The sequence below is a fragment of the Brevibacillus sp. MCWH genome (assembly GCF_013096935.1).
In the GTDB taxonomy this organism is placed as follows: Bacteria; Bacillota; Bacilli; order Brevibacillales; family Brevibacillaceae; genus Brevibacillus; species Brevibacillus aydinogluensis.
Map to the genome: position 1 here is coordinate 157,222 of NZ_SDLF01000007.1, position 13,645 is coordinate 170,866.

Genomic DNA, 13,645 nt, shown 5'->3' on the forward strand with positions numbered 1-13,645 from the left:
AGGACTGCCCGATGCGGCAGTCTTTTTTTATAGAAAGCCAAGCGAGTGCATAAACACCACAATGATGGCAAGCGGTGCCGCATACCTGAGCAGCAGCAGCCAGGCGGCAAACAGCTTCCGGCCCAGCGGTGTATGGGCGGTAAGCTCCTGCATCAGGATTTCCCGCTTCATCTTCAGCGGCACGAACACCGCGATCAACAGCGCCCCCAGCGGCATCAGCACGTTGCTGACGAGGAAGTCGGCGGCGTCAAACACGGATTTGCCAAAGAAGGTGACGTCCGACAAGGCCCCGAAAGAGAGCGCGGACGGAATCCCGACGATGAAAATCAGCATGCCGACAATCCAGGAAAGCCGCTTTCGTTTGACCTCGTCCCCCTTGGCGAGCGAAGCCACGATCACCTCCAGCATGGAAAAGGCGCTCGTCAGCGTGGCAAACAGGAACAAGGCAAGAAACACCAGCAAAAACAGGGAGCCGAACGGAATATGCTCAAACACCGACGGCAGGACGATAAACAACAGGCCCGGCCCCGCCTCCGGTTTCACGCCGAGTGAAAACACCGCCGGGAAGATGGCCAGCCCCGCAAAAAAGGCGACCAACAGATTGAGACCGACAATCGATCCGGCCGATTTGACCAGGTTTTCCTCTTTGCCAAGGTACGAGCTGTAGGTGACCATCACCGACACCCCAACGCTCAACGAGAAGAACGACTGCCCCATGGCGTACAGGATCGACTCTGCGGACAGTTTGGAAAAGTCCGGCATCAGGAAGAACGCCACCCCGTTTCCCGCTCCGTCCAGCGTCAGCGAACGGACCATCAGCACCAGGAACAGGATAAACAGCCCCGGCATCATATACCTGTTGGCTGACTCGATCCCGCTTTGTATCCCGCGAGCCACAACCATGATCGTCACCAGCATGAAGGCGCATTGCGCCGCGACGGAGCCGATCGGGTTAGCGATTACGTCCAGGAACAACTGATCATAGGACTGTCCGATCAACTGTCCGGTAAGACCGCGAAAGAAATAGGTGAGAATCCAGCCGCCGACCACGCTGTAAAATGACAGCAGCAGAAAGCAGGTAGCCACCCCGAGCCGCCCGATCCAATGCCAACCTGTACCCGGAGCAATGGTGCGGTAGGCGGAAATCGCCTCCTGTTGGGTGCTTCGTCCGATGACGAATTCCCCCAACAGCAGCGGCATGCCGATCAGCACGGTAAACAGCAGGAACAGGAGAAAAAACGCCCCGCCTCCGCTGGTGCCCGCCACATAGGGAAATTTCCAGATGGCCCCGAGCCCGATCGCTGACCCGGCGGCCGCAAGGATGAACCCCAATCGGTTCGTCCACTGTTCCGTTTGGTTCGTCATTCACGAACTCCTCCTTCATCCAATCGTCTGTCCTGTATACATAAATAAAAAACTCGTCCCCACGAAAGGGACGAGTTGAATTACTCGCGGTACCACCCTGATTAAGCCAAAGGAGCCTTCAGGTGAAGGACAGCTGCGGCTTCACTTTTGCCATTGATAACGGGAATGACCCGGTGCTCCTCCTACTGGGACAATCGTTCAGAGGACAGCTCCAGAGGGAATTCCACGGGGCGTGCTTCAGAACCGCTTTCAGTCTCCGACGATTCCTCCCTGTCAAGCCGCTGGACCGTGTACTGGTCTCTGTCATCGCTTTTGACACAATGAAAAATGATATGTATAAATGTACGGCAGTCATTGAAAAATTGCAAGGAGTTTTTCATGAAAATGAAAAAGCGAGGAACGTCTCCACCCCCTCGCTTTTACTTCTGCCGGTGTTCATGCAGATCGGCCAGCTTCCGCTCCAACGAACCCATGATCTCGCGGCCGATTTCCTCTTCGATCAATCCCAGACGGACGGCAAATTCTACTTCTCGCGACAGCCCGAACATCTGCGTGTCCAACACTTCTTCATACAACGGGCACTGCGGCATGGTCAGGTTTTCCATCTGTACGTCGATCAGTTTATAGATTTTTTCTGCGTCTGCTCGCAGCAATGCTAGCGCTTTTTGTTCCAGATCGGGAACCTTAATCTCTGTCAAAACCTATCCCTCCGTTTGCCACCATCCTTACCTTACATAGTACGCCATTCTGGGCCATTTGAAAAGGGGAGATGGGGAGACAACTGTAACCGGCTCGCTGCCAGTTACAACCGACAGCGCCAATGATTGCCCGTTCCCTCATTGTAATGAGTCCCCCTTACTCATGGAGCGCCCGTTCCAGGCGTGACATCGCTTCCTCCAGGACGACGCGCGGGCAGGCAAAGTTAATGCGCTGAAACCCCGCCCCTTCCTTTCCAAACACGGTCCCGTCATGCAGACCCAGCTTCGCTTTCTTGCGCACGAGCGCGTTCAGTTCGTGTTGGCTCAACCCCAGCCGGCGGAAGTCCATCCAGCCGAGATAGGTAGCCTCCGGGACAGCCATGGATACCTCGGGAATTCGCTCAGCCAGAAAGTCGCGGATGTACTCCGCATTCCCCTTCAAATAGGCGAGTAATTCATCCAGCCACGGCTCGCCGTGCCGATAGGCGGCAATGGCCGCTTCGATGCCGAACAGGTTGAGCACTGTGTGCCCCATCCGCCTGGCCGCCTGTCTGAATGCCCGCAGCAGCTGAGGAGCAGGAGCGATCACGAACGCGGTTGACAACCCGGCGAGATTAAACGTCTTGCTGGCAGAGACCAGGGTCAGGCTATGGCTGGCAAGATGATCCGGGAGGGAGAAATAAGGGACGTGCCGCCCTTTTTCGTAGACGAGGTCGGCATGGATTTCATCCGCCACGACCACGATGTCCCGTTCCGAGCACATCTCCCCGAGCCGCACCAGTTCCTCCCGGGTCCAGACCCGTCCCACCGGATTGTGCGGACTGCACAGCAAAAACAATTTCGGCCGGCTTTCGTCCAAGATCTGTCGCAGGCCGTCCCAGTCGATGGTGTACCGGCCATTCTCTTCCCGCAGCGGATTTGGCACGAGTCTGCGTCCCAGGCTTTCCACCGCGTGATAAAACGGATGATAGACCGGCGTTTGGATCAGGACGCTGTCGCCCGGTTCGGTAAACGCTTCGACAGCGATGTGCAGTCCCGGCACGACCCCCGGCAACGTTCCCAACCAACCGGTGTCGACGGTGACGCCATACCGCCTGGCATACCAATCGGCCACTGCCTCGTACAGCGCATCGGGCCGCCCGGGATACCCGTAGACCGGATGCTGCGCGCGGCGAACCAGCGCTTCCGTCACTGCCGGCGGACACGCAAAGTCCATATCGGCCACCCACATTGGCAAGACGTCATCTGCTCCCAGCACCCGCTGGTAGTAATCCCACTTCAAACTGTTCGTCCCTTGTCGCCCAATCCGGATATCAAAGTGATGCGGCACTGTATTCCCCTCGCTTTTGCATGTTTTTTCTTTTCACCATACCCCGTTCTTTGGCAAATGTCCAAGCCTGAATGTCTCGTGTGCCCAAAAAAAGCGCCGCAGCCTCGTCAGCATGCGGCATTTTCCGTTTGTCCTCAGCGCGGGTAGACGCCGGGACCGACCGGCAGATCAAGGACAAACCAGACGACCATCTGTACCATCCAGATCAATAGGAAGGACAGCGCGTACGGCATCATCGTCGCAAAGATCGTGCCCATGCCCGCGTCCTTCTTGTACGCTTGGTAGTAGGCCAGGATCAGCGGCAGGTAGGGATTTACAGGTGATATGGTGTTGGTCGCCGAGTCGGCGACGCGGTAGGCGACCTGGATGAACGCCGGATGGTAATCGAGCAGCATCAGCATTGGCATGAACACCGGAGCCAGCATCGCCCACAACGCCGAACCGCTGGTGATGAACAGGCTCGCGAATGCGGTAAACAGCGTGAACCCGAGCACGACCGGCAGCCCGGTCATCCCGATGCTCTTTAGAAAATCAGCACCGCTCACGGCCAGCAGGATGCCGATGTTGCTCCAGTTGAAAAAGGCGATAAACTGGGCGGCCGTGAAGGCCATCACGATAAAGCCGGACATGTCTTTCACCGCTTCCGTCATGTAGCGCGGAATGTCCCTTGTACTCGTGATCAGCCCCATCTTCTTTCCGTACACGGCGGACACGGTCACGAAAAAGAGCAGAATCACCGGGATGATCCCCTTCAGGAACGGCGACGTCAAAAACCCGCCTGTCTGGGGATCGCGCAGGAGCGCCCCTTCCGGCACGACCAACAGAGCTGTCACTGCTGCAAAGACCAGGGCGGCGATGCCGGCTGCGCGCAGCGCCTTGTTCTCCCTGTCGCTCAGCTCCTCAAAGCGAACCTGCTGCTCTCCCTGATACTCGCCCAGGCGCGGTTCGATCACCTTGTCCGTAATCCAGGCGCCGATAAAGGACAGGAGAAAAACGGATGCGGACATGAAAAACCAGTTGTCCAGCGGCGAGACGTGGGCATGGGGATCGATCGTCCTGGCCACTTCGGTAGAAATGCCGGAAAGCAGGGCATCCGTGCCCGCGATGAACAGGTTGGCTGTGAATCCTGACGAGACCCCGGCCATGCCGGCGGCGATACCGGCGATCGGATGGCGGCCCAAAGCCAAAAAGACGAGGCCACCCAGCGGCGGGATGATCACCATGGCCGCGTCGGAGGCGAGATTGCCCAGCACGCCGACAAATACCACCGTGAAGCTGACGATCGTTTTTGGCACGCGGGTCATGAGTTTGCGCAGGACGCTTGTGAGCAGACCCACTTTTTCCGCCAGACCAATCCCCAACGCCATGGTCAGCACGAGGCCGAGCGCCGGGAAGTCGGTAAAGTTTTTCAACATGCTGGTGAGAATCCAGTGGATTCCTTCGACGCTCAGCAAACTTTTCACCGGGACGGTTTCTCCTTTGCCGGGGTGTGTCACGGAGACGTCCAGTCCGGCGAGAATGGCTGAAATCACCATCATGATCAGGCACAGATACACAAAGAGCATAAACGGGTGAGGCAGTTTGTTCCCCACGGTCTCGATCCATCGCAACATCCCTTTTTGGTGTTGCAGCTCTGGCTGCATGCCTGCCGCTCCATGTGGCATGGTTGATCCCCTCCTACCCGTTTGCAATTGGTTGGCCGGATTTGGCACCCGTCCATTTCAATGCCCACCGAACAAACAGGGCAACCCCGTCCCGCAGCGCGTCCTCGTCAATGGTGAAGCGCGGATGGTGATGCGGATACACGATACCCTTTTCTTCGTTGCCAGCGCCCAGACAGATGTAACAGCTTGGCACGCATGCGGCAAACGCGGAGAAATCTTCCCCGCCCATCATCGGCGGAATGCGCTGCAGCGCTTGCTCCCCCCATTCCTCCACGATCAGTTCTTCCACCGTCCGGGTGACCCGTTCATCATTTATCACCGAAGCATATCCGTACCGGTAGTCAAAGCGATACGCGGCGCCGTGCGCTTCCGCAACCCCCTTGACAATCTGCTCCAGCCGCTTCGCCGCCGTTTGGCGAACGTCCTGGCTGAAACTGCGCACAGAGCCGCGCAGTTCCGCCTTGTCGGGAATGACGTTGTAGGCCCCTGTTCCTCCGTGAAAATTGGTCACGGAGATGACCAGTTGTTCCAGCGGATCGGTGTTGCGGGAAACGATCTGCTGCAAATTGGCAATCACCTGCGCGCCAATCGCCACCGGATCAATCGCCGTATGCGGCGCGGAGGCATGACCGCCCTTACCCTGAATGGTAATCTCGAACCGGTCGGAATTGGCCGTGACCGGTCCGTAGGCAATTCCAATCTTACCGACTGGAATATACGCCATCAAATGGATGGCGAGCATGGCATCGATGCCTTCTGCCACCCCTGCCTCCACCATTTCACGGGCACCGCCGGGGTGCATCTCCTCCGCGTGCTGGAAAATGAAGCGCACTTCCCCTCTGATCTGGTCCCGCAGGCGGGACAGCACGCTTGCTGCGCCCAGGAGCATCGCCGTATGCCCGTCGTGCCCGCACGCATGCATGACACCGGGAACTGCCGATGCGAATGGAAAGTCGTTTTCTTCCTGGATCGCCAGTGCGTCCATGTCGGCGCGCAGACCGATCACGGGGCCCGGTTGGGCACCGACGAGACGGGCGACCACACTGGTTCTGGTCGGCCGGGAGAGCTCCAGATTCCCAAACGACTGCAACCGCTCGTACACGAACGCCGCTGTCTTCTCCTCCTGAAACGACAGTTCCGGATACTTGTGCAGATGCCGCCTCCACTGGATCACGTCGTCCGCAACAGAGTCCAGCAGAGAGCGCACGTTTTCCTTGTCCATGACAATCTCCCCTTCAGATGGTAGTTTCCACCAATTACAAATTTCTATATTTTCGGAAAATTTCCTTTACGATGATTCGTTTGCCGCATCCCGGCATGTACAGTACAATCAGGAATAGGATTTCGTATAAACGGAGGAATGCTGGATGTCAGATGTGATCGTGTTCAAGGGGGCCGTATCGTTCCCCATCACGCTGGACCCGAGTGTGTGGATCTTCGACGAACGAAAAATCGACCTGCGCACCTATCGGGGCGAAGAAGAGCAGACGGACGGACGGCAATCCGCCTACCTGCAGGGCACTGGTTCCCAGTGGGACAAGGAACTGCGGGAAGGCGCCACACTGCCGTCAGAACGGCGGAGTCTGGCGGAAGAACGGAAAGCGCTTGAGGGCGACTACGGCATGCGGCTGGCTCCGTTTATTGACAACGCCAAGCCGCTGCCGGAAGCGACGCACGTGCTCATCCACCGCGACGGCCAGGAGCCGGTAACGCTGCCGATCGAAACCGCCAGACAAGCAATTCTGCAGTTTTCCCGAGATGGCAAGCCTCTGCGCGAAGATGGCCCGGTCTACTTTTTCCTGCCGGAGTGGTTGACCGCTGGCGAACAACCGCTCAAGGCCATCACCGCATTTGAATTCGTCACAGAATGATAAAGTACGTCTGGCCTGGCCAGACATGCTGCGGAAGACAACCGCACCCGACTCCATTGCGGCACAGCAAGAGACAATAATTGCGAACATACGTGTGAAGCCGCATCAAAAAAAGCCATCCGCCGCGGCGGATGGCTTTTCTATGATGGATGCTGCCTGGAGGTTTGCCCATCAAGCGCTGAATTGAGTAATTTGGAGGTTTCTCCTTTCTATCTCTTCGCAAAGCAACTCGATGAAGGCGGGATCCAATTGAAGGTCGACAGCACGCTGATACACTTCTATCAACATCTGATCGCTCAAAAATTTCACATTGGTCACCTCCATCTGTTTCATGTGCCCATTGTAGCAGATGGGACGTGCGCGAACAACCGTTCCGATATCCACAACCCATGTGGAAATCGTGTGGGTAAGCTGTGGGCAAAGTGTTGACAACTGGAAAAAGATACCGGTTTTTTTCCTGTGGATTCCTACCCAACATTTATCCACATCTTGTCAAAATTTGTCGAACGATTTTGTATAATCAGACCCGACTGTCGACCTCCGCTCCTCCCTGAGGACAGGGGAAGCAGCTTACAGGAAAAACCACCCGGGACCGGGTGGTTTTCCTTTTTGACGGTATGGACACAACCGTGTATTACGCGTTGGCCGGCTCGGTGGTGTGCAGCACTTGTTTGATCCGTTCGATCGCCCAATCCAGTTCTTCCTTGCTGATGACCAGCGGCGGCGCAAAGCGGATCGTCGTCTCATGCGTCTCTTTGCACAAGAGGCCCTGTTCCTTCAACTGCTCGCAGTACGGACGGGCCGCCGTATGCAGCTCCAATCCGATAAACAGGCCGCGGCCGCGGATTTCCTTGATCAGCGGGTTGCGAATTTCTTTCAGCTTTTCCATGAAGTACGCCCCGAGCTCGCGGGAACGATCCACCAGCTTTTCATCGATCAGGACATCCAGTGCAGCCACCGCGACGGCGCAGCCCAGCGGATTGCCGCCAAACGTAGAGCCGTGGGAACCCGGGTCAAAGACACCGAGCACTTCCCGGTCCGCAGCCACTGCCGAGATCGGGAACACGCCACCACCCAGCGCTTTGCCCATGATGTACATATCCGGCTTGACCTCCTCCCAGTCGGACGCGAACAGCTTGCCCGTGCGGCCAAAGCCGGTCTGAATCTCGTCGCATACGAGCAGCACGTTGTTGGCTTTGCACAATTCGTAGGCCTGCTTCAGGAAGCCCTCGGGCGGAATGATGATGCCGGCTTCGCCCTGGATCGGCTCCAGCATGAATGCCGCCGTGTTCGGCGTGATCGCCTTCCGCAGCGCTTCGATGTCGCCGTACGGGATGATTTTGAAGCCCGGGGTGAACGGTCCAAACCCGCGCTTGTAGGATTGATCGGATGAGAACGAGGTGACTGTGATCGTACGGCCGTGAAAATTGCCTTCACAGACGATGATTTCCGCCTGGTTTTCCGGCACCTTTTTCACATCGTACGCCCAGCGGCGCACGGCTTTCAGCGCTGTCTCCACCGCCTCTGCGCCCGTGTTCATCGGCAGGATCATCTCCTTGCCGGTCAGCTGCGCCAGTTTTTCATAGAAGACGCCCAGCTGGTCGTTGTAAAAGGCGCGCGAGGTGAGCGTCACCTTGTCCGCCTGATCCTTCAGCGCCTGAATGATGCGGGGATGGCGGTGGCCCTGGTTCAATGCCGAATACGCACTCAGCATATCCAGGTATCTGTTGCCTTCCGGATCTTCCACCCATACGCCTTCCGCCTTGGAGATGACGATCGGCAGCGGATGGTAGTTATGTGCGCCGTATTTCTCGGTCTGATCAATTACCGCTTTGGTCTTGTTCATGTTGTCTGCCTCCTTGAATCGCTTGTTATCTGTAGTATCATTCAAGAACGATGCCAACCGAACCAAATCTTGCCGCAGCGTTGCTATTGCGCAATTCCCTTCCTCTACCGGCAAAATTTTTTTGCATGTCCCCCGCAATTTTTCGCATCAGTGCAGAATCATTTTGCACACGCCTCTACCTAATGGTATGATAACCTTCGTAGAAATGACAGGCAGGTGCATTTTGATGGCGAACGAATCGCATGAAACCTTCTTGCGCATCTACGCACACATTCTCGACAACATCAGCGAAGGGGTACACGTGATTAACGCCCAGGGGACATCCATCGTGTACAACCGCAAGATGTCGGAACTGGAGGCGATGAACAAGCACGACGTACTGAACAGGCCGCTGACAGAGGTGTTCCAGTTTCCGCAGGGGCAGGAGAGCACGCTCCTTCGCTGCCTGCGAACGGGCAAAAGCGTGCGCAACGTTCGGCAAACCTATTTTAACGACAAGGGGATAGAAATCACAACCATCAACAATACCTTCCCGCTGATGGAAGACGGCCGGATCATCGGGGCGATGGAGATTGCCAACGATGTCACCAAGATGGAGCGGCTAATCCGCGAAAATCTGTGGGACAAAAACGGCGCCCGCTACACATTTGACACCATTATCGGCGACAGCCCATCCATTCGGGAAGTGATCGAAAGCGCCAAACGGGCGGCGCGAACCTCGTCTTCCGTGTTGGTAGTGGGTGAAACCGGCGCGGGCAAGGAGCTGTTCGTGCAGAGCATCCACAACGCCAGCCTGCGCGCGGGAGGGCCGTTTATCTCGCAAAATTGCGCCGCCCTGCCCGATACCCTGATTGAGGGGCTGCTCTTCGGCACAGCGCGCGGCGCCTTTACCGGCGCGGTGGAACGGCCGGGTCTGTTTGAGCAGGCGGAAGGCGGCACGCTGTTTTTGGACGAGATTAACTCGCTTAGTATGCCACTGCAGGCCAAATTGTTGCGCGCCCTGCAGGAAAAGTCGATCCGGCGCATCGGCGACACCAAGGACCGGGCGATCGACGTGCGCATCATCGCCGCGCTGAACGAAGATCCTATCGAGGCGATCTCCCAGCAGCGGCTGCGCAAGGACCTGTACTACCGGCTGGGCGTGGTCACGCTTTTCATCCCGCCGTTGCGCGAGCGAAAAGAGGACATTCCCCTGCTTGTTGACCATTTTATCCGCAAGTACAACCAGCTGTTTCAGATGGACGTGACAGGGATCAGCGAGGAGGTCATGCGCTTTTTCCTCTCTCACGACTGGCCCGGAAACGTGCGGGAGCTTCAGCATGTCATCGAAGGCGCGATGAACCTGATGACGGACGAAACAGTCATCACCACCGCGCATCTGCCCTATCACTTTTTGCGCCGCACAGGAAGTGCCGCCAAGGAAAAGATGCCGGTTCAGCCATTAGCGGATGAGATCAAGCCGCTGAAAGAAAAAATGCGTGAGTTTGAGGCATACTACATTCAGCGCGTGGTTGAAAAGCACAAGGGCAACATCTCCCGCTCCGCCAGGGAGTTGGGCATCAGCCGGCAGAGCCTGCAGTACCGCCTGCGCAAACTGGGAGTCAAGCATACGTGAGGTGCGCCAACTTTTTTGGCGAGTGACGAATTTTTTTGCGCTAATTGCCCAATACGTTTGCACAAGCTGACTCTATTTTTGCGATTGTACGCAAACGTATGACAATTCCGACTTGGTACACTCCTTGCATAATACTTGTCCTCGCAGGTTGTACAAGGCTGATTGTACCATTCCTGAATTTCCTGAAGGAGAGGGTTACATGACATCACGAAAAGAGCACCACAACGAATTGAACCGAGCGATGAGCAGCCGCCACCTGTTCATGATTTCGCTCGGCGGCGTAATCGGAACCGGCCTGTTCCTGGGCTCCGGCTACACCATCAGCCAGGCGGGGCCGATCGGGACGATTGTCTCCTACATGGTTGGCGGTCTGATCATGTATCTGACGATGCTCTGCCTGGGCGAGCTGGCCGTGGCAATGCCGGTGTCCGGTTCGTTCCAGACCTACTTGACCCGGTTTGTCAGTCCGTCGCTCGGCTTTGCCGTCGGCTGGCTGTACTGGTTGGGCTGGGCCGTTACGGTTGCGCTGGAACTTTTGTCTTCGGGCCTGCTGATGCAGCGCTGGTTTCCCGATTCACCAGTATGGATGTGGTGCGCGATATTCGGTGCCGTCCTGTTCGTATTAAATGCGCTTTCCGCACGGGCGTTCGGGGAGACGGAATTCTGGTTTTCGAGCATTAAGGTAAGCGCTATCATCCTGTTCATCATTCTGGGTGGCGCCGCCATGTTTGGCCTGATCGACATGAAAAACGGCCAACCCGCTCCGATGCTCTCCCATTACCTGGACAGCCCGCTGCTGCCCAACGGGATTACCGGTCTCTTGCTGACGATGATCACTGTCAACTTTTCATTCCAGGGAACGGAACTGATCGGTATTGCCGCCGGCGAGAGCAAGGAGCCGGAAAAGACGATTCCCCAATCGATTCGCAACACCGTTTGGCGCACGCTTGTCTTTTTCGTGCTGGCGATCTTCGTCCTGGCCGGCATGATCCCCTACCAGCAGGCGGGCGTGATTGAAAGTCCGTTTGTCGTCGTCTTCGACAGCATCGGCATTCCGTATGCGGCCGACATCATGAACTTCGTCGTGCTGACAGCGCTGTTGTCCGTGGCCAACTCCGGACTCTACGCAGCCACCCGGATGCTCTACTCCCTGTCCAAAGACGGCATGGCCAGTGACAAACTGGCGACAGTCAACCACAAGGGGATTCCGATGCAGGCGCTCCTGATCACCTTCGCCATTTCCCTGCTGTCGCTCTTGTCCGGCTTCATCGCAGAAGACACCGTGTTTATGATCCTGCTGTCCATCGCCGGTCTCGGGGCACAGGTTGGCTGGATTTCCATCTCCCTGTCCCAGATCGCATTCCGCCGCCAATACCTGCGAAACGGCGGTTCGCTGCAGGACCTGAAATTCCGGACACCGCTCTACCCGGTGCTTCCGATGATTTCGCTGATCCTCAACATCACGGTTCTGATCAGCCTGGCATTCGATTCGGAGCAGCGGATCGCGCTGTACTGCGGGATTCCGTTCCTCGTGATCTGCATCCTCATCTACCAACTGCGGATCAAGAAAAAGAACGGCTTGACGGATCAAAACGCTGCCTGACAAGCGGATGCACCGCTGGATGGTGGCGCAGGCCATTTCCTGATCGCATCAAGCCAAACCAAATCAATTTCGTGTTGCGCGTCTATTCACAAAGAAAAGCTTGCGGCCTGTGAGGAACCGCAAGCTTTTCGTTTTCGCAAGCAATTCATGCTAGCAGTCGTCGTGCAATCATGTGTTACATGGCTACGCGCACGATCTCCGTAATGACCACCATGGCAAAGACGGCAAACCCAAGGGAACTGGTTACAAGCAGCATCCGTTTCAGTTTCTTCATGTCATCCATTTGTGATTCCCTCCCTTTCTCTTGTGCCAACCATCTCTACCGTTATATACGAGCGGGAGTTGGAAAAAGTTTCAAGTCAGCACAAAAAATTTTTCAGGATCGTGCCATCCTCACACAGTCGCTTTTGGATTGAGCCATTTCCTGCTCCATCCGGTACAGCTTCCAGGCTACCCAAAGGCCGACAAACAGGCACAACATCCACGGCAGCCAGGGCATCTCCTGCCGCTGTGCCAGATCATACACCCAACCGCCGGCAAACTGGCCCACGGAACCGCCGATCGCCAGCGAATACCCATTGAAGCCGTAGTAGGCACCGACGTGCTCGGGCGGCGCAAAACGCTGCACCATGTCCATCATATGAGGTACGGCGATCATCGTGCCCAGGGCGAACAAGAGTGCATCGGCGACCAACATCCACAGCGTATCAGCAAACGCCAGCAAAAACAAGCCGAATCCCATGACAAATGTGCCCAATCCAATCAGGGTGAGGCGCTGCGGGTATCCCTCCAGCCACTGGCTGACCTTCATCTGCAGCAAAATGACGGAAACGGAGACGGACGACAAGACGATGCCGACGGCGGTTTTGCTGTGCGTCACGTCCTGCGCAAGTTGCGGTATGGTGAGAAACAGCTGCATGTTGAGGTAGTAGTAGCCCATCAGGATCAACGTGTAGCGGACGAAGCGCCTGTCCCGTACGACCAGCGCCATGCTCGCCCAGATGCCGTGCCGCTCGTGCTTCACTTCGATCGGCTGCAGCAGGAACAGCGCGATCAGCCCGTTTCCCGCAAAAATCGCCCCGGCAAACAGCGACAGGTACGTAAAATCGAAGGCGGCCAAAGCGGTCCCCACGACCTGGGAGCCGACAACGCCGACGTTGGTCAGCACGTTGCGAAAGGCAAACACGTCCTTGCGAATCGAATCGGGAGTCAGCACGGCAAAGGCGGCCGACATGGCCGGTTCAAACAGCGAGCCGCCCAATCCGGAAAGAACGGCCGCCAGAAAAAACTCCCACGGCGCTGTACAAAACGCAAACAGGGCAAAACCTGCGGCGCGAATCAACAGGCCCAATACCATGGTACCCTTGTAGCCAAAGGTGTCAGCCACCACCCCGCCGAGAAAGGCAAATCCCTGCTGCGAGAATTGTCGCACGCCAAGCACGAGGCCAGCCATCGCCACCGTCCATCCGATGCTGCCTGTCAAGTACAGGGTCAGGTATGGAATCAGCGCGTAAAACCCCAGGTTCATCAAAAACGAGGTGACCAGCAGCAGCTTGACGGAAATCGGCGTTTCCCTCCACACGCGTCTCTTCATCTCTATCACACTCACTCTGTCTTCTGTCTGACATTTCGCGATACTCCCAGCTTACGAAA

At 56.7% G+C, this 13,645-nt stretch carries 11 protein-coding genes and 1 other annotated feature; of the genes, 3 read left to right on the top strand and 8 right to left on the bottom strand.

Features of this window, described 5'->3' with window-relative positions:
* Nucleotides 1–27: 27 nt before the first annotated feature.
* The 5 genes from ETC00_RS09075 to ETC00_RS09095 all read right to left on the bottom strand — a co-directional run bounded on the left by ETC00_RS09075 (nt 28) and on the right by ETC00_RS09095 (nt 6,279).
* Nucleotides 28–1,365, bottom strand: coding sequence for a sodium-dependent transporter (locus ETC00_RS09075; RefSeq protein WP_171565671.1), 1,338 nt, complete (start codon nt 1,363–1,365; stop codon nt 28–30).
* A gap of 63 nt (nt 1,366–1,428) precedes the next feature.
* Nucleotides 1,429–1,681: a binding site (T-box leader), on the bottom strand.
* 103 nt (nt 1,682–1,784) lie between these two features.
* A complete protein-coding gene (locus tag ETC00_RS09080) occupies nt 1,785–2,063 on the bottom strand; it encodes an Fpa/YlaN family protein (protein ID WP_029099385.1) in 279 nt (92 codons plus the stop codon).
* 157 nt (nt 2,064–2,220) lie between these two features.
* A complete protein-coding gene (locus tag ETC00_RS09085) occupies nt 2,221–3,393 on the bottom strand; it encodes a MalY/PatB family protein (protein ID WP_171565672.1) in 1,173 nt (390 codons plus the stop codon).
* Nucleotides 3,394–3,527: 134 nt separating this feature from the next.
* Nucleotides 3,528–5,057: an AbgT family transporter gene (locus tag ETC00_RS09090; RefSeq protein ID WP_171565673.1), complete on the bottom strand. Its 1,530-nt coding sequence runs from the start codon at nt 5,055–5,057 to the stop codon at nt 3,528–3,530.
* 13 nt (nt 5,058–5,070) lie between these two features.
* Nucleotides 5,071–6,279 carry an amidohydrolase gene (locus ETC00_RS09095; RefSeq protein ID WP_171565674.1) on the bottom strand — a complete coding sequence of 403 codons (1,209 nt, stop codon included), beginning with the start codon at nt 6,277–6,279 and terminating at the stop codon, nt 5,071–5,073.
* 145 nt (nt 6,280–6,424) lie between these two features.
* Between ETC00_RS09095 and ETC00_RS09100 the strand changes: the two genes are divergently transcribed.
* Nucleotides 6,425–6,928 (top strand): molybdopterin-binding protein, encoded by a 504-nt coding sequence (locus tag ETC00_RS09100; protein WP_171565675.1) that lies wholly within the window; start codon nt 6,425–6,427, stop codon nt 6,926–6,928.
* A gap of 171 nt (nt 6,929–7,099) precedes the next feature.
* On the opposite strand, the gene sda is transcribed toward ETC00_RS09100, so the two are convergent.
* Nucleotides 7,100–7,261, bottom strand: a complete 162-nt coding sequence (gene sda / locus ETC00_RS09105) for a sporulation histidine kinase inhibitor Sda (protein WP_371808887.1) — start codon at nt 7,259–7,261, stop codon at nt 7,100–7,102.
* A 301-nt stretch (nt 7,262–7,562) separates the two neighbouring features.
* Nucleotides 7,563–8,774 carry an ornithine--oxo-acid transaminase gene (locus tag ETC00_RS09110; protein ID WP_171565677.1) on the bottom strand — a complete coding sequence of 404 codons (1,212 nt, stop codon included), beginning with the start codon at nt 8,772–8,774 and terminating at the stop codon, nt 7,563–7,565.
* Nucleotides 8,775–9,000: 226 nt separating this feature from the next.
* Between ETC00_RS09110 and ETC00_RS09115 the strand changes: the two genes are divergently transcribed.
* The gene (locus ETC00_RS09115; protein ID WP_171565678.1) at nt 9,001–10,389 is read left to right on the top strand and encodes a sigma-54 interaction domain-containing protein; all 1,389 of its coding nucleotides are present in this window, start codon (nt 9,001–9,003) and stop codon (nt 10,387–10,389) included.
* A 199-nt stretch (nt 10,390–10,588) separates the two neighbouring features.
* The gene (locus tag ETC00_RS09120; protein ID WP_171565679.1) at nt 10,589–11,992 is read left to right on the top strand and encodes an amino acid permease; all 1,404 of its coding nucleotides are present in this window, start codon (nt 10,589–10,591) and stop codon (nt 11,990–11,992) included.
* A 376-nt stretch (nt 11,993–12,368) separates the two neighbouring features.
* Here the strand turns inward: ETC00_RS09120 and ETC00_RS09125 are convergent, their stop codons facing one another.
* On the bottom strand, nt 12,369–13,586 hold the full coding sequence (locus ETC00_RS09125; protein ID WP_171565680.1) for an MDR family MFS transporter: 1,218 nt from the start codon (nt 13,584–13,586) through the stop codon (nt 12,369–12,371).
* Nucleotides 13,587–13,645: the final 59 nt, after the last annotated feature.

Bases quoted from the DNA above. Each gene is read 5' to 3' on its own strand.
- ETC00_RS09115 (WP_171565678.1), top strand. From the start codon at position 9,001: ATGGCGAACGAATCGCATGAAACCTTCTTGCGCATCTACGCACACATT.
- ETC00_RS09100 (WP_171565675.1), top strand. From the start codon at position 6,425: ATGTCAGATGTGATCGTGTTCAAGGGGGCCGTATCGTTCCCCATCACG.
- ETC00_RS09125 (WP_171565680.1), bottom strand. From the start codon at position 13,586: ATGAAGAGACGCGTGTGGAGGGAAACGCCGATTTCCGTCAAGCTGCTG.
- ETC00_RS09110 (WP_171565677.1), bottom strand. From the start codon at position 8,774: ATGAACAAGACCAAAGCGGTAATTGATCAGACCGAGAAATACGGCGCA.
- sda (WP_371808887.1), bottom strand. From the start codon at position 7,261: ATGAAACAGATGGAGGTGACCAATGTGAAATTTTTGAGCGATCAGATG.
- ETC00_RS09095 (WP_171565674.1), bottom strand. From the start codon at position 6,279: ATGGACAAGGAAAACGTGCGCTCTCTGCTGGACTCTGTTGCGGACGAC.
- ETC00_RS09120 (WP_171565679.1), top strand. From the start codon at position 10,589: ATGACATCACGAAAAGAGCACCACAACGAATTGAACCGAGCGATGAGC.
- ETC00_RS09075 (WP_171565671.1), bottom strand. From the start codon at position 1,365: ATGACGAACCAAACGGAACAGTGGACGAACCGATTGGGGTTCATCCTT.
- ETC00_RS09090 (WP_171565673.1), bottom strand. From the start codon at position 5,057: ATGCCACATGGAGCGGCAGGCATGCAGCCAGAGCTGCAACACCAAAAA.